The 23,553-nt window shown below is 72.0% G+C and carries 18 protein-coding genes; 8 read left to right on the forward strand and 10 right to left on the reverse strand.

Annotated features, from left to right (window positions below):
* Positions 1-16 precede the first annotated feature (16 nt).
* Both F8279_RS30685 and F8279_RS21320 read right to left on the reverse strand, forming a co-directional pair.
* The gene (locus F8279_RS30685) at positions 17-913 is read right to left on the reverse strand and encodes a hypothetical protein (RefSeq protein ID WP_225853355.1); all 897 of its coding nucleotides are present in this window, start codon (positions 911-913) and stop codon (positions 17-19) included.
* Between the two features lie 41 nt (positions 914-954).
* Positions 955-1,146 carry a hypothetical protein gene (locus F8279_RS21320; RefSeq protein WP_139135452.1) on the reverse strand — a complete coding sequence of 64 codons (192 nt, stop codon included), beginning with the start codon at positions 1,144-1,146 and terminating at the stop codon, positions 955-957.
* Between F8279_RS21320 and F8279_RS21325 the strand changes: the two genes are divergently transcribed.
* Both F8279_RS21325 and F8279_RS21330 read left to right on the forward strand, forming a co-directional pair.
* Entirely contained in the window at positions 1,145-1,897 is a 753-nt protein-coding gene (locus F8279_RS21325) for a hypothetical protein (protein WP_151500847.1), read from the forward strand. The two genes, F8279_RS21320 and F8279_RS21325, sit on opposite strands and share 2 nt — an antisense overlap.
* 41 nt (positions 1,898-1,938) lie before the next feature.
* On the forward strand, positions 1,939-2,328 hold the full coding sequence (locus tag F8279_RS21330) for a hypothetical protein (RefSeq protein ID WP_030274248.1): 390 nt from the start codon (positions 1,939-1,941) through the stop codon (positions 2,326-2,328).
* Positions 2,329-2,380: 52 nt separating this feature from the next.
* On the opposite strand, the gene F8279_RS21335 is transcribed toward F8279_RS21330, so the two are convergent.
* The gene (locus F8279_RS21335) at positions 2,381-3,892 is read right to left on the reverse strand and encodes an APC family permease (protein WP_151500848.1); all 1,512 of its coding nucleotides are present in this window, start codon (positions 3,890-3,892) and stop codon (positions 2,381-2,383) included.
* 199 nt (positions 3,893-4,091) lie between these two features.
* Between F8279_RS21335 and F8279_RS21340 the strand changes: the two genes are divergently transcribed.
* Complete coding sequence (locus tag F8279_RS21340; RefSeq protein ID WP_091420300.1) at positions 4,092-4,745, forward strand: GPP34 family phosphoprotein; 654 nt, start codon at positions 4,092-4,094, stop codon at positions 4,743-4,745.
* A gap of 39 nt (positions 4,746-4,784) precedes the next feature.
* Here F8279_RS21340 and F8279_RS21345 read toward each other — a convergent pair whose 3' ends face one another.
* Positions 4,785-5,384 (reverse strand): N-acetyltransferase, encoded by a 600-nt coding sequence (locus F8279_RS21345; RefSeq protein WP_151500849.1) that lies wholly within the window; start codon positions 5,382-5,384, stop codon positions 4,785-4,787.
* 154 nt (positions 5,385-5,538) lie between these two features.
* On the opposite strand from F8279_RS21345, the gene F8279_RS21350 reads away from it, so the two are divergent.
* Both F8279_RS21350 and pulA read left to right on the forward strand, forming a co-directional pair.
* Positions 5,539-6,225: a cellulose binding domain-containing protein gene (locus tag F8279_RS21350; RefSeq protein ID WP_151500850.1), complete on the forward strand. Its 687-nt coding sequence runs from the start codon at positions 5,539-5,541 to the stop codon at positions 6,223-6,225.
* 142 nt (positions 6,226-6,367) lie between these two features.
* Positions 6,368-11,863: a pullulanase-type alpha-1,6-glucosidase gene (gene pulA, locus F8279_RS21355; protein ID WP_151500851.1), complete on the forward strand. Its 5,496-nt coding sequence runs from the start codon at positions 6,368-6,370 to the stop codon at positions 11,861-11,863.
* A 71-nt stretch (positions 11,864-11,934) separates the two neighbouring features.
* Here the strand turns inward: pulA and F8279_RS21360 are convergent, their stop codons facing one another.
* The 4 genes from F8279_RS21360 to F8279_RS21370 form a co-directional block, all read right to left on the reverse strand.
* The gene (locus F8279_RS21360) at positions 11,935-13,824 is read right to left on the reverse strand and encodes a hypothetical protein (RefSeq protein WP_151500852.1); all 1,890 of its coding nucleotides are present in this window, start codon (positions 13,822-13,824) and stop codon (positions 11,935-11,937) included.
* 285 nt (positions 13,825-14,109) lie between these two features.
* Entirely contained in the window at positions 14,110-14,598 is a 489-nt protein-coding gene (locus F8279_RS30690) for a hypothetical protein (RefSeq protein ID WP_225853356.1), read from the reverse strand.
* A 283-nt stretch (positions 14,599-14,881) separates the two neighbouring features.
* Positions 14,882-15,475 (reverse strand): hypothetical protein, encoded by a 594-nt coding sequence (locus tag F8279_RS30695; RefSeq protein ID WP_225853357.1) that lies wholly within the window; start codon positions 15,473-15,475, stop codon positions 14,882-14,884.
* Positions 15,476-15,739: 264 nt separating this feature from the next.
* A complete protein-coding gene (locus F8279_RS21370; RefSeq protein WP_091427392.1) occupies positions 15,740-17,215 on the reverse strand; it encodes an aminopeptidase P family protein in 1,476 nt (491 codons plus the stop codon).
* Between the two features lie 113 nt (positions 17,216-17,328).
* Between F8279_RS21370 and asnB the strand changes: the two genes are divergently transcribed.
* Positions 17,329-19,290: an asparagine synthase (glutamine-hydrolyzing) gene (gene asnB / locus F8279_RS21375; RefSeq protein WP_151500853.1), complete on the forward strand. Its 1,962-nt coding sequence runs from the start codon at positions 17,329-17,331 to the stop codon at positions 19,288-19,290.
* Positions 19,291-19,346: 56 nt separating this feature from the next.
* Here the strand turns inward: asnB and F8279_RS21380 are convergent, their stop codons facing one another.
* Positions 19,347-20,483 carry a lytic polysaccharide monooxygenase gene (locus F8279_RS21380; protein WP_151500854.1) on the reverse strand — a complete coding sequence of 379 codons (1,137 nt, stop codon included), beginning with the start codon at positions 20,481-20,483 and terminating at the stop codon, positions 19,347-19,349.
* Between the two features lie 336 nt (positions 20,484-20,819).
* Here F8279_RS21380 and F8279_RS21385 point away from each other — a divergent pair, with 336 nt between their 5' ends.
* A complete protein-coding gene (locus tag F8279_RS21385; protein ID WP_151500855.1) occupies positions 20,820-21,749 on the forward strand; it encodes a carbohydrate kinase in 930 nt (309 codons plus the stop codon).
* A gap of 16 nt (positions 21,750-21,765) precedes the next feature.
* Here the strand turns inward: F8279_RS21385 and F8279_RS21390 are convergent, their stop codons facing one another.
* The gene (locus tag F8279_RS21390) at positions 21,766-22,992 is read right to left on the reverse strand and encodes a multidrug effflux MFS transporter (RefSeq protein WP_151500856.1); all 1,227 of its coding nucleotides are present in this window, start codon (positions 22,990-22,992) and stop codon (positions 21,766-21,768) included.
* 82 nt (positions 22,993-23,074) lie between these two features.
* On the opposite strand from F8279_RS21390, the gene F8279_RS21395 reads away from it, so the two are divergent.
* The coding region (locus F8279_RS21395) for a MarR family winged helix-turn-helix transcriptional regulator (protein ID WP_151500857.1) at positions 23,075-23,553 on the forward strand (479 nt) is incomplete at its 3' end.

Raw genomic sequence — 23,553 nt, forward strand, 5'->3', positions numbered from 1 at the left:
GGGGCGGCGGCAGGGGTCAGGGGGCGGTGAGCAGGTTGACCAGTGCGTCGCGGGCGGTGCGGACCGCGGCCCGGGACTCCTCGCTGTGGTCCAGCGCGTCGAATCCGTGCTGCCCGTTCGGCACGTCCACCACGCGCAGCGGGATGCCGCGCCGCCGCGCGACCACCGTGAACGCCTCGATGGTGGGGGCGACGTCGGGCCGTTCCCGTCCCGCCCGGGTCAGCACGAGCGTCGGCCCCGCCGCGCCCTCCGCCTGCGCGCCGTCGACGTTCGCGCCGTCGGGAGAGGTCGCGTCCGGCTGCGGGGCGTTGACGCGCTCGCTGTCGGCAGATGCCGCCTCCGGGCGCGGGACGTCGACACCGGCGTCGTCGGGGGAGGCCGTGCCCGAGGCGGTGGCGGCGTCCTGTTCCGTGGGCAGGTCGAGGGCGTCCATCGGGCGGAAACGCGGGTCCACCGGGGGCCATCCGGGCAGCGGGGCCAGCAGCGGATAGGTTGCGGCCACGCCGCGCAGCCAAGCGGGCGGGTCGCGGAGCCAGTCGCCGAGCAGCAGGCCGGCGCCGGAGAAGAACCAGAGGCCGAGCCGGTCGGGGTCGACGCGCGGGTCGGCGCGGAGCAGTTCGGCGGCGGCGTTCACCCGGGCGGCGACTGTGTACAGGTCGTCCGGGCTCGCCACGGTGAGCCGGGGGATCGCGGCCAGCACGCCCGCCTCGGCGAGCAGCGCGCCGTAGCCCTGGTAGAGCGGCCAGTCCCGCGCGTCGGGAGCCTCGGGCGGCCCCGGTACGCCGTGCACGACGACGACCGCGGGATGCCGGCCGTCACCGGTGGGCACGTGCAGGTCGACGTCGCCGTGCCGCTCCACGGCGGCCGGCGGGGGATCGAGGACGAACGGGCTCTCCCAGAAAACGGTTCCCATCGTTGCGATGGTAGGAGAATCCGCCGCCCCCGGCTGTCCGGTCAGGACGACGACGAGGCCTTGGCGTGCCGCTCGCGCAGCCGGTCCCGGATCTCCTCCGGGGTGTACGCCCGGCGCCGCCGTTCGGCCCGGGCCACCACTACTCCGGTCGCCGCGACGCCGGCGAGACCCGCGAGACCGAGTACCTTCCACCACCGCATCCGTTGCCGCATCCGCATAGGGTAGTCCTCCATGAGCATCAGCCTGGACGAGGCCGTGGAGCTGACCCGCACCGGCGATCTGTGGGTGTTCCGCGGCCGCAGTGTGCCCGACCGGGCCATCCAGCTCACCACGAACAGCCCGGTGAACCACGTCGGCATGGCCGTGGTGCTCGACGACATGCCGCCGCTGATGTGGCACGCCGAACTGGGGCGTTCGCTGCCGGACATGTGGACCGGCACCCACCAGCGTGGCGTGCAGTTGCACGACCTGCGGGACGCGGTCTGCGTCTGGGCGAACCGGTACGGCCAGCGGGGCTGGCTGCGCCAGCTCGAACCGTCGGCCGACACGGCGATGGAGGAGGCGGTCCTGCGTACCGTGGCTCGCCTGGACGGGACGCCGTTCCCGTCCACCGCGCAGCTGGCCTGGCGGTGGGCGCGGGGCCGGCTGCCGCACCCGCGCCGCCTGAGCCTCGGCGGCCTCCTGGGCGAGATCGGCAACCGGGGCGGGACCGGCGACAGGGGTGCGATCGGCAACCAGGACAAGACCGGCGACAGCGGCGACACGAGCAGGACCGGCGGCGCGAGCAGCGAGAACGCCGCGGCGCTGGAGACGGCGTACTGCGCCGAGGTGGTGGCGGTGACCTATGAGGCGATGGGCCTGCTACCCGAAGGGCGACGGCCCAACTGGTACGACCCCGGGCGGTTCTGGAGCGGCGACGACCTGGCCCTCAGCGGCGGCGCGCGCCTCGGCGCCGAGATCGAGGTGCGGATCCGGCCGCGCTGAGGAAGGTTTGCCGCCGGGGCGGGCCGGTAATGAGGAGCATCGTGACGGCTTCCACCGACCTCGACACGCTCACCGACTTCTTCGACCGGTACGGCGTGGCGCTGACCACTGCCGACGTGCCGGCCATCGCCGGCTGCTACGCCCTGCCCGGGCTGGTGGTCGCCGACACCTACAGCTTCTCGTTCACCTCGCCCGCGGCGGTGGCGCTCAGCTTCGTCGGCGCCGCGCCGGACTACCAGGAGCGGGAACTCGTCGCCGCGAACGCGCAGATCGAGGACGTGCAGCAGATCTCGGCGCTGCTCACCGAGGTGGCGGTGCGCTGGGAGTTCCTGGACAGCCAGGGCGGCGCGGTGCCCGGCGAGCGCTACCGCTATCTGCTGCGTACCACCGAGGACGGCCCGGTGATCTGCACAGTCATCCGTACCGCCTGATCGTGCTGGCGCGGCGGCCGGCCACGCGGGCCGGCCGCCGCGCCGACGGGCGTCAGCGGTGGTGGGCGCCGGCCCAGCGGTCGGCCTCGGGTGCCGGGTGCAGGCCGGGCTCGTGCAGGCCCTCCTCGGTGACCTGGCCGATCCGGCGGTACGTCTCCGGCCGGCTGGTACGCAGGATCGCGCCCCAGATCAGGCCGACCACGCCCGCCGCCACCGGGATCGCCGGCAGCAGCCACTTCAGGTAGCTCGCGGTGTCGGGGGCGAGCAGCGCGTCGAAGTTGAACAGCAGCACCAGCAGCACGGCGGTGAGCAGGATCGTGCCGAGCGCCGGGGCGATCGCCCGCTGCCACGCGCTCTCCGGGCCGGGACGGCCCCGGAAGAAGCCCACCACGGAGGCCGAGGTGAGCGTCATCAGCAGCACGACGCCGACCGCGGCCGCGCCGGACAGCCAGGTGAACAGGTCGATGACCGGGTCACGGCCGGTCATCGCGAACGCCAGGAACACCACCACGGCGAGGATGCTCTGCACCAGCGAGCCCGCGACCGGCGCGCCGCTGCGGCTGGAGGTGACGCCGAGGAAGCCCGGCAGCACCCGCTCCCGGCCCAGCGCGAACAGGTAACGCGCCACGCCGTTGTGGAACGACAGCAGGGCGGCCAGGACGCTGGTGATGAACAGGACGTTGGCGATGTCGGCGACGACGGCGCCGGTGTACTGGTCGAGCGCGCCGAAGATGATGCCGGGCCCCGCCTCGGCACTGGCCGCCGGGGCGTTCTCCGGACCGGTGAGCACGGTCAGCGCCCAGGCCGAGAAGGCGTAGAACAGGCCGGTGAACGCCACAGCGATGTAGGTGGCCCGGGCCACGGTGCGCCGCGGGTCCTTGACCTCCTCGCTGTAGATGGCGCCGCTCTCGAAGCCGGTGAAGGAGGCGATGGTGAACGCGAGCACCGCGCCGAAGCCGGCGCCGAACAGGTGGCCGGGGCTGATGCCGGCGGTGGTGACGGTGCCGCCGTCGGGGTTGGCGAAGGCGACGAGGTCGAAGATCAGCACGGCCACGCACTCGAGGATGAGCAGCACCGCGAGCACAGTGGCGTTGAGGTCGATGCGCAGGACGCCGAGCGCGCCGATGAAGACCCACGCCAGCAGCGCCCAGACCCACCAGTCGAGCGTGATCCCGGTCTTGGCGTCCATGAAGTCGCCCAGGATCGCGCCGAGCAGGCCGTACAGACCGATCTGGATCGCGTTGTACGCCGCGAGCGCGACCGCCGAGCCGGCCACCCCGCCGGCCCGGCCGAGGCCGTTGGCGATGTACGCGTAGAACGCGCCCGCGTTGGCGACGTATCGGCTCATCGCGGCGTAGCCGGTGGCGAAGACGGCGAGCACGGCTGCGAGGAGCACGTATCCGAGCGCGGCGCCGATGTTGCCGCTGACCGCGTACATGGTGGTGACACCGCCGCCGAGAACGGTCAGCGGGGCGGACGCGGCGACGGTGAAGAAGACGAGGTGAGCGGTGCCGAGACGACCGCGGCGCAGCCCACCGTCGGAGAAGAACGGATCGGAGGACAAGGCTTCTCCAGGGGAGGGGGTGAGGGGATTGAGGTGTCTACTTCGGAACAACCTGAAGCAGGGTATTGGCGATCACGTATCGTGACAACCCCGCTTCGATATCGATTGGGGTGCGGCCTGAACGGCCGGAATTGAGCTGTGCGTGGTCATGCCGTACCGTCCCGTGTCGACGATCACGGCCACCGTTCGAGGATGGACCATGACCTACCCCGGGGCGCAGGCCACTTACCGGCTTGCGGATGCGCTGTTCCTTATCGGACACGACGAGTTCACCGGCAAGCCGCACGTCGCTGTTGACCGGCTGGAGTGCGGGCTGGCCGGCGCCGCGCTCGCCGAGCTGATGTTCGAGGGCCGGATCGCCCTCGACGGAGGGGGGATCGCCGCTGTCGATCCGCGGCTGTGGCAGGAGCCGCTCACCGACCTGCTGATCACCGAGATCCTGCGCCGCGAGGGGGCGCATCCGGCCCGGCTGTGGATCCGCTACCTGCGGACCCAGCTCAACATCAACGAGCGGGTGGGCACCCGGCTGGTCACCGCCGGCGTGCTCCGCCGCGAGCAGGGCAAGCTGATCGGCCGGGCGGTGCGCTGGCCGGCCATCGACCCGAACCAGGCGGCCTCGCCTCGGGTGCGGCTGACCGCGATGCTGATGCACTCGTCCCCGTCCGAGCTGGACCCGGGGACGCTGCTGCTGGCGACGCTCGCCGAGGCGGTCGGGCTGGCCGCGCACATCTTCGACCCGCAGGTGGCCGCGCGGATGCGCGACTGCCGCCGGTTCCTGCCGGCTCAGCTCGAAGGGCTGCTCGCCGCCGTCGTGGGCGCGCTCGACGTCACCACCACGACGGTACGGCGATGACTTCCCGCCCCGGGCCGAGCCGGGGCGGGACGGCACCGGTCAGGCCGGGTCGCGCCACATCGGGTAGAGGCTGGGGCCCTCCGGCAGGTCCAGCGTGACCGGACGGCGCCGGAATCCGAGCCGCTCGTAGAGCGCGGCGTTGCGCGGCGAACTGGCCTCCAGGTACGCCGCGGTGCCGGCCTGATCCAGCTCGGCCAGCTTGTTACGCAGCAGCGCCGACCCGACGCCCTTGCCGTGATGGTCCGGGTGCACCCCGATGAAGGGCAGGTACAAGTGCGGCTCACCCGGGTGCCGCGCGCTCATCATCTGGTCCAGCACGGCGAATCGCTTCATGGCCTCCGCGCCGATCGCGGCCTCCATCTCGTCGAACTCGTCGCCGTCCTCGGCGTCGTGGCCCTCGCCGGTGGGCAGCCACAGCGTGGCGCCCAGCCCGTCGCCGGCGATGTGCACCTCACCGGTGCGCAGCGCGAACGCGACGAACGGTGCGAAGAAGGCGCGGTGGACCCGCGCACGATGGTCGTCGTCGGGGAAGACCCAGCCGCTCACCGGATCCCGCATGAAAGCCTCGGCGAGAATCGCCGTCACGACGACGGCGTCCGTCGCGGACGCCCGCCGGATACTGTTCTGCCACTCAGTCACTGGCTATCCGTCCTACCGGCTCGACGAGCCATTGTGGTCATTGATCGGCGTGCAAGGTATCAGGTGCGAGGCGCCGGACGGCAGGGCTCGGGCGCGATGCTCGCCGCGACCCGGTCCGGGTGGCTACTCTGGCCCGGACCCCGACAGGAGGACCATGTCCCGCACGCGTCGTCCCGGCCGGCAGCCCGGGGCCGCCATGGCCTCGTCCCCCTGGATCCTCGTCGCCGCGGGCGTGGTCGTGATGGTGGTCCTGCTGGTGGTGGCGCTCGGTTCGGTGCGGGGCCGCAGTACGTTCCCGGCGGCCGGTCCGGCGGATCCGGTGATGTCGTTGCCGCACGTTCCGCTGACGCCCACGGCGGTCACCCCCACCGGCCCGTCGCCGGTCTCCGCCACCGCTGCGGTGGTGCCGGGCCTGTCTCCCCGGTCCACGGTGCTGCCCGCCCGGCCGACTCCGGCCGCGCCGACTCCCAGCCCCCGGGGTGTGGCCCGGCCGGTGCTGCCTCCGACGCCTCCTCCGACGCCGCCGTCGGCGGTGACCGGCCGGTACAGCGTGCCGAGCGTCTTCGACGGCGGCTTCATCGGTGAGGTGCTGCTGGTCAACACCGCGCGTACGGCGCGGGGCTGGACGCTGCGCGCGGTGTTCCCGGGTGGCCGGCTGGTCACCGCCTGGGTCGAGGGCGCCGAGCAGGGAGTTTTCCGCTTCGACGACGGCGTGTTCACCTATCGCAGCGGGTTCGACCTGGCCCCGGGGCAGTCGCTGCCGGTGCGGTTCCACATCGAGCGGGCCGGCACCCGGCCGGTGAGCTGCACCGTCGACGGCACGCCCTGCGCCGAACGGTAGGTCGCGCGGCCCGGTAGGGCCGGCGTTGGATGCCTCCTCTTGCAAGGTGACTGCTTTGTTGCGGCAGTGTTTGCAAGGTATTGCAGAATGTTTCGGCAAGGGCTAGCGTGCGGGCGAATCAGCGACCAGAGAAAGGCCGTCGATGAAACCGCCGCCGATATCCCCCAAGGCGCTGCTCGCCCTGGTCACCTCCCTCGTACTCACTCTCGTCGGCGTGCCGGTGGCCCTCCACCAGCTCGGCGCCGACGCCACCCGTCCGGCCGCCACCCCCGACGTCCTGGTCGCCGGCAACGCTCCGCAGTGGAACCGCGAGCCGTCCCCCGACGCGCTGCTCAAGGCCGCCACCAGCACCAAGAAGGCGGAGCAGTTCTACTTCGTCCTGCCGGACCGGTTCGCCAACGGCGACAAGCGCAACGACACCGGCGGCCTGACCGGCGGCCGGCTGACCACCGGCCTCGACCCGACGGACAAGGGCTTCTACCACGGTGGCGACCTCAAGGGCCTGATCGACCGGATGGACTACATCCAGGGCCTCGGCACCACAGCCATCTGGCTCGCGCCGATCTTCAAGAACCGTCCGGTGCAGGGCACCGGCGCGGACGTCTCGGCCGGCTACCACGGCTACTGGATCACCGACTTCACCCAGGTCGATCCGCACTTCGGCACCAACGCCGAGCTGAAGAAGCTGGTCGACCTGGCCCACCGGCGGGGCATCAAGGTCTACCTCGACATCATCGTCAACCACACCGCCGACGTCATCCGGTACGCCGAGGACAAGTACGGCTACGTGGACAAGAAGACCGCCCCCTACCGCGACGCGCAGGGACGCCCCTTCGAGGACCGCAACTACGCCGACGGCACCCGGAAGTTCCCGGCGGTGAACGAGAAGTCGTTCCCGTACACACCGGTGTTCGCCACCCCTGCCGACGCGAAGGTCAAGGTCCCGGCGTGGCTGAACGACCCGACCATGTACCACAACCGCGGTGACTCCACCTTCGCCGGGGAGAACAGCGAGTACGGCGACTTCTTCGGCCTCGACGACCTGTGGACCGAGCGTCCCGAGGTGGTTCGCGGCATGACCGACATCTACGCCCAGTGGATCGGCAAGGCCGGTGTGGACGGGTTCCGCCTCGACACCGTCAAGCACACGAACCTCGACTTCTGGCCGCAGTTCGCCCGGGGCGTCGAGGCCGCCGCGGCCAAGGCCGGCAAGAAGGACTTCTTCATGTTCGGCGAGGTCTACAGCGCCGAGCAGGAGATCCAGTCCACCTACGTGCGGCAGGGCGGGCTGCCCGCGACGCTCGACTTCTCGTTCCAGGAGGCGGCACGCGGTTACGCCGCCGCCGACGGCTCGGCCAAGGCGCTCGCCGACGTCTACGCCAAGGACGACCTGTACTCGGCGCGGGACACCGACGCCAACCGGCTCACCACGTTCCTGGGCAACCACGACATGGGCCGGATCGGCTCGTTCGTCGCCGCCGCCGGTGGTGACGACACCACCCAGCTGAACCGCAGCCGGCTCGCCCACCAGCTCATGTTCCTCACCCGGGGCCAGCCGGTCGTCTACTCCGGCGACGAGCAGGGCTTCACCGGCCCGGGCGGCGACAAGGACGCCCGGCAGGACATGTTCGCCTCCCGGACCGCCGACTACCTCGACGACGACCTGATCGGCACCACCCGTACCCACGCCGCGGACCAGTACGACACCCGCCACCCGCTCTACCGGACCATCGCCGGGCTGGGCGAGCTGCGGTCGGCGCACCCGGCGCTGCGCGACGGCGTGCAGGTGACCCGGCACGCGGCCGACGGGCCGGGCGTCTTCGCGTTCTCCCGCGTCCTGCCGTCCGAGCGGATCGAGTACGTGGCGGCGGTGAACAACGCCGCGACGCCACAGACTGTCAGTGTGGACACCTGGTCGGCCGGCGCCCGCTTCACCGGCGTGTACGGCGGCGCCGCGGGCGCGACCGCCGGTGCGGACGGCAAGCTGAGCGTCACGGTGCCGGCGATGTCGGCGCTGGTGCTGAAGGCCGACCGGGCGATCCCGCAGGCCGGGGCACCGAAGATCACGATCACCGAGCCGGGCGACACCCCGGTCCCCGGCAGGGCCGCCGTCACCGCCCAGGTGACCGGCGACCCGCTCGCCACCGTCACGTTCGCCGCCCGGGTCGCAGGTGGCAAGTGGACGCTGCTGGGCAGCGCGCAGCGCGCGCCGTACACCGTGCACCACGACCTGACCGGCCTGCCCGGCGGGACCCGCGTGGAGTACAAGGCGGTGGTTCGCGACGGCAAGGGCCGCACCGCCACCGCCCGCGCCACCGGCACCGTCGGCACCCCCGCGCAGGGCGCGTCGCGCGACTGGGCGATCGTGCACTACCAGCGCCCGGCCGGCGGGTACGACGACTGGCGGCTGTACGCCTGGGGCGACATCGACCCGGCGTACGTGACCGAATGGCCCGCCGGGCAGCCGTTCGCCGGTGAGGACTCGTACGGCCGGTTCGCCTGGGTCAAGCTCAAGCCCGGCGCGAAGACAGTCGGTTTCCTCGTGATCGACGGCGACGGCAACAAGGACGTGGCGAACGACCGCACCATCGACGTGACGGCCACCGGCGAGGTCTGGGTCAAGCAGGGCGACCCGGCGGTCCACCCGACGCGGCAGGCCGCCACCGGCGAACCCGACCCACCGGTGGACCAGAACACGGCGCTGATCCACTGGCGCAAGGCCGACGGGAACTACGACGGCTGGGGCCTGCACCTGTGGGACGGCGCGGCGAACCCGACCGACTGGGCCGCCCCGCTCAAGCCGGAGAAGATCGACGCGTACGGCGCGGTGTTCCGGGTTCCGCTCGCGGCCGGGGCGAGCGGGCTGAGCTACATCATTCACTCGGGCGACGAGAAGGATCAGCCCGAGGACCAGCGGCTCGACTTCGCCTCCGCCGGGCGGGAGGTGTGGCTGCTCGCCGGCGTCAAGGGCCGGTTGCTGCCGACCACCACCTCCGGCGCCGCGAAGGATCTCGACCTGACCAAGCAGAAGGCGCAGTGGATCGACAGGTCGACAGTGGCCTGGGCGACCGGGCCGACCGACGGCAGGCGGTACGCGCTGGCCGTCGCCCCGGCCGGTGGGATCGGCCTCGCCGACGGTGAGCTGACCGGCACGTACACCACCATTCCGCTGCGGGCGCAGCGCAACGGGCTGACCGAGGCGCAACGGCAGGCGTACCCCCATCTCTGGGCCTCGCACGCCTTCACGCTCGCGCGCGGCGACCTGGCCAAGGTGCCGGCGGCGCTGCGCGGCCAGCTCGTGGTGACCGAGCGGGACGCCGAGGGCACCCTGCTCGCCGCCACCGGCGTGCAGATCCCCGGCGTGCTCGACGACGTCTACGCGGCCGCGACCGGCGCGAAGCTCGGCCCGACGTTCGCCGGCCGGGTGCCCACCCTGGCGGTGTGGGCGCCGACCGCGCGGACCGTCTCGCTGGAGCTGTTCGACTCGCCCACGGCCCAGCCGACCACTGTGGCGATGCGCCGCGACGACCGCACCGGCGTCTGGTCGGTACGCGGCACGAAGGCGTGGACCGGCCGCTACTACCGCTACCAGGTGCAGGCGTGGCAGCCGGCCGCGCAGAAGATGGTCACCGCGTCGGTGACCGACCCGTACTCGGTGGCGCTCGCGCCGAACTCCACGCACAGCCAGATCGTCGACCTGACCGACCCGGCGCTCGCGCCGGCCGGCTGGGCGAACCTGCGCAAGCCGGCCGCCCCGCCGGCGTCGAAGGTCCAGATCTCCGAGCTGTCGGTACGGGACTTCTCCGTCGCCGACACCACGGTTCCGGCCGAACGGCGGGGTACCTACCTGGCGTTCACCGATCCGAACACGGCCGGCATGAAGCACCTGCGGGCGCTCGGCGACGCCGGGGTCAACCACCTGCACCTGCTGCCGGCCTTCGACTTCGCCACCATCCCGGAGAAGCGGGCCGACCAGGCCCGGCCGGCCTGCGACCTGGCCGCGCTGCCGCCGGACTCCGACCAGCAGCAGAAGTGCGTCGCGGCGGTCGCCGACACCGACGGCTACAACTGGGGGTACGACCCGCTGCACTACACCGTGCCGGAGGGTGGGTACGCCACCGACCCGAACGGCGCGAAGCGCACCACCGAGTTCCGGCAGATGGTCGCCGGGGTGAACAAGGCCGGCCTGCGGGTGGTCATGGACGTGGTCTACAACCACACCTCGGCCGCCGGCACGGACCCGAAGTCGGTGCTCGACCAGGTGGTGCCGGGCTACTACCACCGACTCCTGGACGACGGTTCCGTGGCCAACTCGACCTGCTGCGCCAACACCGCCCCGGAGCACGCCATGATGGGCAAGCTCGTGGTGGACTCGCTCGTCACCTGGGCCAAGGCGTACAAGGTCGACGGTTTCCGGTTCGACCTGATGGGCCACCACCCGAAGGCGAACATCCTGGCCGTACGGGCCGCGCTGGACAAGCTCACGCTCGCCCGCGACGGCGTGGACGGCCGGAAGATCCTGCTCTACGGCGAGGGCTGGAACTTCGGCGAGGTCGCCGACGACGCCCGGTTCACGCAGGCCACCCAGGCCAACATGGCCGGCACCGGCATCGGCACGTTCAACGACCGGCTCCGGGACGCGGTGCGCGGCGGCGGTCCGTTCGACGCCAACCCGCGGGTGCAGGGCTTCGCCTCCGGCCTCTACACCGACCCCAACGGCGACGAGGTGAACGGCTCGGCTGCCGAGCAGCGGGCCCGGCTGCTGCAGCAGCACGACCTGATCAAGGTGGGCCTGACCGGGAACCTGCGCGGCTACCGGTTCACCGACTCCACCGGCAAGCGGGTCACCGGGGCCCAGGTCGACTACAACGGCGCGCCGGCCGGGTACACCGCCGCGCCGGGCGAGGCGGTCACCTACGTCGACGCGCACGACAACGAGATCCTGTACGACGCGCTGGCGTACAAGCTGCCGCAGGGGACCTCGGCGCAGGACCGGGCCCGGATGCAGGTGCTCGCGCTGGCGACCACGGCGCTCGGTCAGGGCGCCGGGTTCGTCACCACCGGCTCGGAGCGGCTGCGCTCGAAGTCGCTGGACCGCAACTCGTACAACTCCGGTGACTGGTTCAACCAGATCCGGTGGGACTGCGCCCAGGGCAACGGGTTCGGCGCCGGCCTGCCGCCGGAGGCCGACAACAAGGACAAGTGGTCGTACGCGAAGCCGCTGCTGGCCGATCCGTCGCTGGTGCCGGACTGCGCGGCGATCGAGTTGGCCGACGCCCGGTACGCGGAGCTGCTGCGTGTCCGCCGGTCCTCGCCGGTGTTCGGGCTCGACACCGCCGAGCAGGTGCAGGAGCGGGTGGCGTTCCCGCTGTCCGGGACGAAGGAGACCCCGGGCGTGCTCACCATGACCCTCGACGCGCGAGGGCTGGACGGGAAGTGGAAGTCGGTGACCGTCGTCTTCAACGCCACGCCGGAGACGGCGGAGCAGACCGTCACCGAGCTGCGCGGCGCGGACGTGACGCTGCATCCGGTGCTGCGGAACTCGGCCGACCCGGCGCTGCGTACCGCGTCGTTCGACCGCAGCGCCGGCACGTTCACCGTGCCCGCGCGCAGCGTGGCGGTGTTCGTCCAGAGCTGACCGACACGGCCGACCGGCCCCCTGCCACGTCACGTGGCAGGGGGCCGGTCGCGTACCGGCGGACCGTCAGGTCAGTTGAAGCAGTCCTCGACGGTGTTGGCGCAGTTGGTGGGGTCGTTGTTGCTGATGAGGGACTTGTCGTCGAGCTTGACGCGTCCTTCGTTGTTGAGGACGCCGCCGGCGACCCGGTGGAGCTTGCTGGAGTCGGTGGCGGTGTTCTTGGTGACGTGGGTCTTGGTCAGGGTGATCTTCGCCTTGTTGTTGAAGATGCCGCCGCCGTTGAGGGCGGTGTTGCCCTTGATGTCGGTGTCGCGGATGGTGAGGGTGGCGTTGTCGTCCTTGTCGTGGTCGCGGGCGAGGAAGCCGTCCTCGATCTTGATGAGCCACTCGCCGTTGTAGATGCCGCCGCCGAAGCGGTTGGCGGTGTTGTCGACGATCTTGCTGTCGGCGATCGTGGCGCTGGCGTGCTCCTTGTCGTTCGGGTAGCCCCAGTGCTTGCCGCCGGTGACCACGACACCGCCGCCGTCGCCGTCGGCGTGGTTCTTGGCGACGTGCACCTTGTCCAGGTCGAGGTCGGTGTTCTCGGCGTAGACGCCGCCGCCGTTCTCGCAGGCGGTGTTGCCCGTGATCGCGGTGAAGGACACCGTGACGGTGCCGCCGCTGCTGAACAGGCCGCCACCGTTCTTGCCGGCGCGGTTGTCCGACAGGCTCGACTTCACGCCGTCCTTGCCGTGGTCGGAACCGAAGATCTCGACGGTGCCGGCCTCGTGGTGCTTCTCCTTCTTGTCGTAGCCCTTCGGCGCGGCGGAGGCCGCCGGGCCGTGCCCACCGGACAGGCCGCTGCCGTTGGCCACACCGCCGCCGTTGCCGCCTGCGGTGTTGTCGTCGACGTGGGTCTCCTCGACCTTGAGGATGCCCTCGTTGTAGACGCCGCCGCCGTCGCCCTGGGCGTGGTTGTCGACGACCTTGCTCTCCTTGAGCCAGGTGCGGCCGTAGTTGGCGATGGCGCCGCCGTCGCCCTCGGCGTTGTTGTCGACCAGCTTGACGTTGTCCAGGTAGGCGCTGCCCCCGCGCTCGACGAGCAGCGCGCCGCCGTCACCCTCGACGCGCTTGTCGTCGTCCTTGCCGCCGTTCATGCCGCCGTCGGCGACGGGCGCGGCAGCGGCGGCAGTGGTCGCCGCGGCAGGGGCCGCGACAGCCGGGGCGGCAGCCGGGGCCGCCACCGCCGGGGCGGCGGCCGGAGCGGCGGCCGGCGGCTGGCCGCCGCCGGGAGCCCCACCACCCGGGTACTTGAACTCGTTGGCGTTGCCGCCCTTGACCGTGAGGTCCTTGAGGGTGAGGTCGCCGCCGTCGACGACGCGGAAGATGCGGAAGGTGTCTTCGGCGTCGCGCTTGATGGTGGAGTTGTTGCCCTTGATGGTGACGTCCTGCTTGATCTCGGGCAGGGCGGAGCCGAACTTGCGGTCCTTGACGCCGAGTTCGTAGGTGCAGTTCTCGGCGAGCTTCAGGGTGCCGCCGTGGTCGCGGTTGGCCAGTTCGAGGGCGTCGACCAGGGCGTCGTCGTCGCAGGCGACCTCGCGGGTCTTGCCGTGGTCGTCCTTGCCGTCCTTGCCGTCCTTGCCCTTGTCCGGGCCCCACTCCCCACGGTCGCGGCCTTCCTGGCCACGGTCCTTGCCGTCCTTGCCGTACCCGTCCTTGTCGTGCCCGTCCTTGTCGTAACCGTCCCGGCCGTACTCGCCCTTGTCGCCGTGGTCGCCGTCGCTGAGCTGCTGCGTGGTCGACCACTTGACGTCGGCGAGCCGGTGCGGGCCGGTGGCACCGGTGGTCGCGTAGGCCACGCCGGCGAGGCTGACCGCTCCGGTCAGGCCCACAACGCCGGTGGCGAGCCACATCCGGCGACGCCGGAGCGGGGAGATGGTCTTGCTGGTGGCGTCATTGTTATTGCGAAGGTAGTTGGACATCGGAGCTCTCTGCCCTCTCCTTGTACCTGACAAGGTCGCTTCGCCCTGGCGAGGCGGCCTTCGCTACAAATCGGTTGTAGCTGCTGAAGATGACCGTATGAGAACCTTCTTCGCCTCGTGGCCATACACGAAAAAAACCCGCATAAGGGTGCGGGCGGGATGCGCGGGTGCACTGCGGCCCGGATGCCCCGGCGGGGGACACCACGGCCAGTCGGGCTGCTCCGGGGTGGGAGCCCTCCTCGCGCCGTGGCGCGGGGAGGGCCCCCCGGTTATGTGGTGGTTCCGTCAGTTGAAGCAGTCCTCGACGGTGTTGGCGCAGTTGGTGGGGTCGTTGTTGCTGATGAGGGACTTGTCGTCGAGCTTGACGCGTCCTTCGTTGTTGAGGACGCCGCCGGCGACCCGGTGGAGCTTGCTGGAGTCGGTGGCGGTGTTCTTGGTGACGTGGGTCTTGGTCAGGGTGATCTTCGCCTTGTTGTTGAAGATGCCGCCGCCGTTGAGGGCGGTGTTGCCCTTGATGTCGGTGTCGCGGATGGTGAGGGTGGCGTTGTCGTCCTTGTCGTGGTCGCGGGCGAGGAAGCCGTCCTCGATCTTGATGAGCCACTCGCCGTTGTAGATGCCGCCGCCGAACCGGCCGGCGGTGTTGTCCGCGACGGCGCTGTCGGCGATCGTGGCGCTCCCCGCGAGGCCGTCCTTCTCGGCGCCGTTGCCGGCCCAGTCCCGCCCGCCGGTCGTCACCACGCCGCCGCCGTCGCCGTCGGCGTGGTTCCCGGCCACGTGGACCTTCTCCAGCAGCAGGTCGGTGTTCTCGGCGTAGACACCGCCGCCGTTCTCGCAGGCGACGTTGCCGCCGATGGCGGTGAACGAGACCGTGACCCAGCCGCCGCTGCTGAACAGGCCACCACCGTTGCGACCCGCCCGGTTGTGGCTCAGCGTGCTCAGCGAGGCGTCCTTGCCCTCGTGCGCCCCGGTGATCTCGACCGTGCCCGCGCGGTGCTTGCCGTGCTCACCCTTGTCGGCCTTCGCGGCCGAAGCCAGGTCGACCGGCCCGTCGTGGTGCTCACCGCTGCCGTTGGCGATGCCGCCGCCGTTGCCGCCTGCGGTGTTGTCGTCGACGTGGGTCTCCTCGACCTTGAGGATGCCCTCGTTGTAGACGCCGCCGCCGTCGCCCTGGGCGTGGTTGTCGACGACCTTGCTCTCCTTGAGCCATGCAGTTCTCGGCGAGCTTCAGGGTGCCGCCGTGGTCGCGGTTGGCCAGTTCGAGGGCGTCGACCAGGGCGTCGTCGTCGCAGGCGACCTCGCGGGTCTTGCCGTGGTCGTCCTTGCCGTCCTTGCCCCACTCCCCACGGTCGCGGCCTTCCTGGCCACGGTCCTTGCCGTCCTTGCCGTACCCGTCCTCGCCCTTCTCGCCGCCCTTCCCGCCCTCGGCGCGGGAGTCGTCACCGGCGTTCTGCGGCGCGGCGGCGTGGTTCTCCGCCACCGGTTCGGTGCCGGACTTGTCGTCGCGGGCGGCGAGACCGCCGAGTGCCGCCAGCCCGACGACGCCGGTCAGCCCGGCCACGCCGGTGGCGACCCAGAGCGCCCGCCGCCTGCTCGTCTGCGGCGGAGGCGCCATCGGAGCGCCGCCGTCGGGTGTCGTTACGTCGTTCGACATGAGAGCCCTTTCGGTTCTTCCCAAACGGGTCGCACCGCCCCAGGCCGGGCGACCAGCTACAAACCGGTTGTAGCCTCTGATCAGCACCGTATGAGAAGGTTCCTCGCGAGGAAGACGTATCCGAAAAAACTCCGCATTCCTCCCACGATCGGCGGTCCGTGACCAACCACATGAGCGGACCGGAACGGCCCAGACGGCGGCGGGCCCCACCACCGGCCGTAGAGGCGCGGTGGTGGGGCCCGCCGGAATCGCGGCCCGCGGGGATCAGCCGGGCAGGCGGGGGCCCGCCTCACGCTGCTCGGCCAGCCAGGTCTCCACCTCGGCGGAGGCGCGCGGCAGCCCGGCGGACAGGTTCACCGGGCCGTCGGAGGTGACCAGGATGTCGTCCTCGATCCGCACGCCGATGCCCCGCAGCTCCTCCGGGACCAGCTCGTCCTCCGGCTGGAAGTAGAGCCCCGGCTCGACGGTGAGCACGAACCCCTCGCCGAGCGGCCCCTCCCGGTAGGTCTCCTTGCGCGCGTTGGCGCAGTCGTGCACGTCGATGCCGAGCATGTGGCTGGTGCCGTGCAGCGTCCACCGCCGGTAGACCGTGGAGGCCGGGTCCATCGCCTCGTCCACGCTCACCGGCAGCAGCCCGAGATCCTTCAGCGCCTCGGCCAGCACCCGCATCGAGGCCAGGTGCACGTCCCGGAACGCCACGCCCGGCCGGCACATCTCGATGCCGGCCTGCTGGGCGGCGTACACCGCGTCGTATACCTGACGCTGCAACGGCGTGAACCGGCCGTCGACCGGAAGCACCCGGGTCACGTCGGCGGTGTAGAGGTTGCGGTTCTCCACGCCCATGTCCATCAGCAACAGCTCACCCGGACGGGTGGCGCCGTGGTTGTGCACCCAGTGCAGGATCGTGGCGTGCTCGCCGGCCCCGACGATCGAGCCGTAGCCGACGTCGTTGCCGTCGTGCCGGGCGCGCAGCGCGAAGACGCCTTCGAGCAGCCGCTCGGAGACCCCGCGGTCGGCCGGCAGCGCCCGTGCCACGTCCTCGAAGCCGCGCACCGTGGCGTCGCACGCCTCCTGGAGCTGCGCGATCTCCCACTCGTCCTTGACCAGCTTCAGCTCGGCGATCGTGATCGCCAGCTCCCGGTCGCGGCCGGGCTGCCCCTCGGCGCGCGCGCCGTCGTAGGGACGCACGGCCGCGTCCACCCGGGCGTCGAAGCCGCGCAGCACACGGGTACGCCCCGGCGCCAGCTCGGCCAGCGCCGCGTCCAGCTCGCTCAGGTCGGCCGTCGGCAGGCCCAGCTCGGTGGACTTCTCCCGCAGCGTCGGCCGGCGGCCCACCCACAGCTCACCGTGGCGGCTGCGGAAGAACTCGTCGGTCGCCCGGGACGAGCGGGGACGCATGAACAGCGTGGGCTCGCCGCCCGGCCGCAGCACGAGGACGCTGTCCGGCTCCAGGTCGCCGGTCAGGTACGCGAAGTCGCTGCCCGGCCGGAACCGGTGGTCGGTGTCGTTGGCGCGTACCTTCTCGTTGCCGGTGGGGATGACCAGCGTCTCGCCCGGGAAGGCCTCGGCCAGCGCGGCCCGGCGCTTGGCGTGGTTGGGCACCTCCGGGCGCGGGGTGACCGGCAGTTCGGTGTCCCGCCAGCCCTGGCGCATGAACGACAGGAACGCCTCCGGGAAATCCGGATCGTGCGACTCCGTGCCGTCCGCCGGTTCGCCCTGCCGCGTCCGCTCCTCGGTCATGATCCGCCCCTCCCTGAGCCTCGTCGCTGGTCCCGACGGTACCGCGCGCACGACAGCGGGAGGTGCCTGCGGTGCCGCGACGGTGGCTTCCGGCGCGTGGAAAGATGGCGGCCATGTGCGGACTCCTGGCCTTCTTCAGCGCGCGCGGCGACGCCGCCGCCCACCGCGACAACATCGCCGGCGCACTGGAGTGCCTGCACCACCGTGGCCCGGACGAGACAGGGGTCGAGGTGGTCGGCGACGCCTCCGGCCGGTACGCGGACGGCGTGTTCGCGCACAAGCGCCTGGCGATCATCGACGTGGCGCTGAGCCACGAGCCCCTGCCCTACGCGGGCGGGCGCTACCTGCTCACCTTCAACGGCGAGATCTACAACTACATCGAGCTGCGTGAGGAGCTGATCCGCGACTACGGCGCCCAGTTCGCCACGAACGGCGACGGCGAGGTGATCGTCGCCGGCTACCACTACTGGGGTGAGCAGGTGCTCACCAAGCTGCGCGGCATGTTCGCGTTCGTGATCTGGGACCGGCAGGAGCGGCGGGCCTTCGGCGCGCGTGACTACTTCGGCATCAAGCCGCTGCACTACCTTGAGACGCAGGACGGTCTCTACCTCGCCTCGGAGAAGAAGGCGCTGCTGCCGTTCGCGCACTCGGCGTACCAGGGCGACGCGGGCATCGACACCGCGAACCTGAGCCACTACCTGACCCTCCAGTACGTGCCGGAGCCGGGCACGCTGCACAAGGGGATCAGCCGGATCGGGTCGGGGGAGTACCTGACCTGGACCCCCGGTGGCCGGATCGAGGTGCGCCGCTGGTACCGCCCGGTGTTCCGTCCGGCCCCGGTCTCCGACGAGCAGCGGCTCTACCACGACATCCGGGAGACGCTGCGCGAGAGCGTCCGGATGCACATGCGCTCGGACGTGCCGGTCGGCTCGTTCCTGTCCAGCGGCATCGACTCCACCGCCGTGGTGGCGCTGGCCCGCGAGTTCAACCCGAACATCCTCACCTTCACCGTCGGCTACGACGTGCCCGGCTACTCCGAGATCGACGTGGCCCAGGAGTCGGCCCGGCACCTCGACGTGACCACGATCCCGACCAAGATCGGGCCGCAGGACATGATCGAGGCGCTGCCGAAGATCATCTGGCACCTGGACGACCCGGTCGCCGACCCGGCGCTGGTGCCGCTCTACTTCGTGGCGAAGAAGGCCGCCGAGCACGTCACCGTGGTGCTCTCCGGCGAGGGCGCGGACGAGTTCTTCGGCGGCTACACGATCTACCGGGAGCCACTGTCGCTCAACGCGGTCAACAGCCTGCCCGACGGCGTGCAGAAGGGTCTGCGCGCGGTGTCCAAGGCCATCCCGCAGGGGGTCAAGGGCAAGAGCTTCCTGGAGCGCGGCACGACCCCGATCGAGGAGCGCTACTACGGCAACGCCCGGATGTTCACCGAGGAGGAGAAGCAGCACCTGCTGCGCCGCTACGACCCCTCGGTGCGCTACACCGACGTGACCGCGCCGATCTACGCCGAGTGCACCGAGCTGGACGACGTCACCAAGATGCAGTACGTCGACCTCTACACCTGGCTGCGCGGCGACATCCTGGTCAAGGCCGACCGGATCTCGATGGCGCACTCGCTGGAGGTGCGGGTGCCGTTCCTGGACCGGGAGGTGTTCAACGTCGCCGCCGGCATCCCGGTCGACCTGAAGCTGCCGCCCCGCTCCGAGGCCACCAAGTACGCGATGCGCCAGGCGCTGCAGGGCGTCGTGCCGCCGGCCATCGTCAACCGCAAGAAGCTGGGCTTCCCGACCCCGACCCGGGTCTGGCTGCGCGGCGAGATGTACGAGTGGGCGCGGCACGTGCTGGCCACCTCGGGCGCGGGTGACCTGATCGACCTGTCGTACGCGATGCGCCTGCTGGACGAGCACAAGCGGGAGGAGGCCGACCACTCCCGCAAGGTGTGGACCGTGCTGATCTTCTGCATCTGGCACGCCATCTTCGTTGCCAAGACGCTCGACCCGGGCATCCAGCGCAACCAGTCCGCGCTGCTCACCAAGCCGGTCGTCGGCAGCATGGTCCGCTGATCCCCGCGTGACGAAGGGCCCCCGGGAGCATCCCGGGGGCCCTTCTCAGCGCCTGGTCACCGACCGGTGCAGGTGACAGTCGGCAGGGAGTTGGTGCCGGAGAAGTTCGCGGTGAAGCCGAACGTGGTGGTGCCCTCCGGCGGGACGCTGCCGTTGTAGGCGGCGTTGGAGACGCTCACGGACGCCCCGCTGCCGCTCAACGTGCCGTTCCACACCTGGTTGATGGTCTGGCCGCTGGGCCAGGTCCAGTTCGCGGTCCACCCGGAGTACGTCCGGGTGCTGTGGTTCATGATCATCACTTCGCCCTGGAAGCCGCCACCCCAGGCGGTGACCACCTTGTACACCGCCATGCAGGAGCCGGACGGCATGGTCGGGCTGGTCGTCACCGGCGGAGGCGTGGTCGGCGGCGCGGTCGTCGGGGGCGCGGTGGTCGGCGGCGCGGTGGTCGGCGGCGCGGTCGTCGGGGGGTTGCTGCCGCCCGAGCCGATCCCGGTCACCTCGCCGTTACCGCCGTCGAACGTCACGTCGGAGCAGCCGAAGAAGTTCTCCTGGCTGTCCGAGCGGACCCAGCGCGAGTAGATGATGTGCCGGCCGCTCTTGTTCGACGGCAGGTTGCCGCTGAAGTAGTAGTGGCCGTCGTTGGTGCCCACAGCGCCGCGCTGCGGCGGGTTGGTCACCTGCAGGAACGGCTGCTCCTCCAGGTCGCTCCAGGCCAGCGGCCGGTTCGGGCTCCAGCTGTCCTTGGTCACGTAGAAGTAGAACGTGCCCGGGTGGTGGGCCCAGTTGCTGTACCGGAACTCGATCGACCGCCCGGCCGTCAGGTGCGTGACCGGCCAGTCGGTGCGCGCCGCGTCGTACCCGCTGAAGCCGGGGTTGCCGCCGCTGCACAGCTTGCCGTCGGGGATGAACCCGACGGTCCGCCCGCCGGCGTCGGAGCGCAGCACGCTGAACCAGTTGTACAGCGAGTTCGCCCCGTTCTCGGCCACCGCCGACGAGCAGGCGGGGTTGTTCGGCCGGATCTCACCGGTTCCGGTGAGGCCGTCCTTCCAGCACAGGTAGGTGCGGGCGCCCGGCGTCATGGCCGCGCCGTGCGCGGCCGCCGGTCCGGAGTTGGTGACCAGGGCGAACGCGCCCAGGGTCAGGGTGGCGGCCGCGGTGAGCAACGCGGCCGTACGGGATCGGGTTCGGTGCACGGGGATCTCCTGACTCGCGGAGCGAGGCCCGGTTCGGCCCGCTCCGCTGGGACGAGCGGATGCGACGATCGCGGTGCCCGCGCCCGGTCGGCATGCGGCCGGGGCCGTCGACGGGCGCGCACCGTCTGCGGTCCGTTGCCCACGGACCGTGGATGCCCTCGCGTCGGCTCTACCCGGCAGCCGGCGACGCGGCAGCCCTCCCGCGTCGTCACCCGGCATCGCCATCCCACCACGTCCGGGCACGAGCCGCAATAGGTGCCGCTCGATGCCCGGGTCCGGACGCGCCGCGACCCCGGCATGCGCCAGGATCGGGGGAGGACGACGAGGGGAGCCAGGATGGGTTACGCGGTGGTGCTCGGCGAGGCGCTGGTGGACCTGCTCGACGCCGAGCACGACGGGGAACCCGTCTACCGGCAGGCGATCGGCGGCGGCCCGCTCAACGTGGCGGTGGCGATCGCCCGGCTCGGCGGGGACGCGCGGTTCGTCGGGTCGCTCGGCGACGACGCGCTGGCCGGACGGATCCGCGCCTTCCTCACCGACGTCGGCGTGGACGTGAGCGGGACGGTGACGGTGCCGGCCCCGACCGCGCTGGCGGTGGCCACGTTCGCCGGCGCGGAGCCGGACTTCCGCTTCTACGGCGAGCCCCGCTCGTACGCGCTGCTCGGCCCGGACCACCTGGACGTGGCGCTCGTCGAGGGCGCGGACGTGCTCTACTGCGGCTCGATCGTGCTGCTCGACCCGCCGGTGCTGGCCGCCGCCCGGCGCGCCTGGTCGATCGCGGGCGCGCTGCGGGTGTTCGACCCGAACGTGCGCCCCCGCCTGCTCACCGCGCCCGGCGCGCTGGACGGGCTGCGCGCGGTGGTCGCCGAGTTCGCCGCCTCCGCGCACCTGGTCAAGCTCAGCAGTGCCGACGCGCGGCTGCTCTACCCGGACGAGCCGGTCGAAGGCGTCGCCGCGTACCTGCGGGAGCTGGGCGCGAGCACCGTCGTGGTCACGCTCGGCGCGGACGGCGCTCTGGTCGCCGCCGCCGACGACGTGGTACGCGTACCCGCGCCGAAGGTGGCCGCGGTGGACGCGACAGGCGCGGGCGACTCGGTGATGGGCGCGCTGGTGGCGGACCTGCTGGCCGCCGGTGAGCCGGTCGACCCGGCCGGCTGGCGGGAGCGGGTCGCGTTCGCGCTGCGGGTGGCGGCGGTGGTGTGCGAGTCCCCGGGCGGCGCCACCGCCATGCCCACCCGCACCCGGGTGGCCGCCCGCTTCCCGTGACCCGCCCGCCCCGTGCTCAGGGGCGGGGGCGGGCCATCGTCAGGACGGCGGTCAGGGACAGGAGCGCGGCGCCGGCCAGGACCACCGCCATCGGCAGCGCGCTGCCCTCGCCGCCGAGCCCGACCAGCGGCGCGGCCAGCGCGCCCACCACCGACTGGATGCCGCCCATCAGCGCGGCGGCGGTGCCCGCGTGCCGGGCGTGCGCGTCCAGCGCCAGCGCGGTGCTGTTCGGCATCACCATGCCGAGCGAGCCGACGAAGGCGAACAGCGCGACCGCCGTCACGGCCAGGCTGCCGGCCAGCGCGCCGGTCAGCACGCCGACCGCCGTGACCACGCCGACCACGAGCGTGGTGACCAGCAGCCGGCGCGGCGTGAACCGGTCGAGCAGCCGGGCGTTGGCCTGCCCGACCGCCACCAGGGCGAGCGCGTTGACTCCGAAGATGACGCTGAACACCGCGGCGGAGACGCCGAAGACGTCCTGGAACACGAACGACGACCCGGAGATGTACGCGAACAGCCCGGCGAACGCGAAGCCCTGCGTCAGCGCGTACCCGAGGTAGACCCGGTCGGCGAGCAGCGACCGCATGGTCCGGACGGTGGCGCCCAGGCCGCCGGTGCTGCGGCGCTCGGCCGGCAGCGTCTCCGGCAGGCGCAGCGCGACCGCGACGGCGAGCACCGCCCCGATGACGGCGAGCGTCACGAAGACGGCCCGCCACGAGCCGAACCGCAGCACCAGGCTGCCCACGCCCGGCGCCGCCACCGGCGCCACCCCGAAGACAAGGGTGAGCCGGGAGAAGTACTTCGCGGCGTCCCGGCCGGAGTAGAGGTCGCGGACCACCGCGCGGGCGACCACCACGCCCATGCCACCGGCAACGCCCTGGGCGAACCGCGCGGCGGCCAGCAGCGGGGCGTTCGGCGCCGCGGCGCACACCAGGGCCAGCACCGTGTACGCGACCACGCCGACCAGCACCGGACGGCGGCGCCCCCAGCGGTCGCTGAGCGGACCGGTGACGAGCTGACCCAGGGCGAGACCGATCAGGCAGGTGGTCAGCGAGAGCTGGATGCCGGCCTGGTCGGCGCCGAGGTCGCGGGTCATGGCCGGGAACGCCGGCAGGTACATGTCCAGCGACAGCGGGCCGATCGCGGTGAGCGTGCCGAGCAGCACCAGCAGCGTCACGCCACCGGTGGTGGCCGTGGTGCGGTCGGCGGTCGGGCGCGCGGCGGCCGGCGCGGCGTTGCTCACGAGTGGGTCCCCCCTGGATCCGGTGCGTCCGGGTACCTTACATCTGTAGTCAGAACTATCGCGATGTGAGGCGGGTGACCCCGTGACGGCGAACGAGCAGGTCGCGCGCGTCGGAGCGGTCGTGGGGGAGTTGCACCGCCTCCTGCGCCGCCGGACCGGGGCGCGCGTGGGACGAGACCCGCTGCCCGAGGCGCAGGTGGAGTTGCTGCTGCTGGTCCGGGAGACGCCGGGGATCAGCGGCAAGGAGGTGGCGCGGCGCCTCTGCACCGCGCCCAACACGGTGAGCACGCTGGTCCGCGACCTCGCCGACGCCGGGCTGCTGGCCCGTGACCGCGACCCCGGCGACCGCCGCGTGCTGCGGCTGCGCGTGACCGAGGCCGCCCGGGCGCGGATGGCCGACTACGAGACCAACCGGGCCGCGCTGCTCGACGAAGCACTGGCCGAGCTGGATCCGGCGGCACGGGCGGCGATCCTGGCCGCCGCCCCGCACCTCGACGCGCTGCTCGGCGCCCTGCGGGGACACGCTCGGCCGGAACCGCCCGGACGGGCACCCGGAAACCC

Origin of the sequence: Micromonospora sp. AMSO1212t (assembly GCF_008868145.1) — a bacterium.
Taxonomy (GTDB): domain Bacteria; phylum Actinomycetota; class Actinomycetes; order Mycobacteriales; family Micromonosporaceae; genus Micromonospora; species Micromonospora tulbaghiae.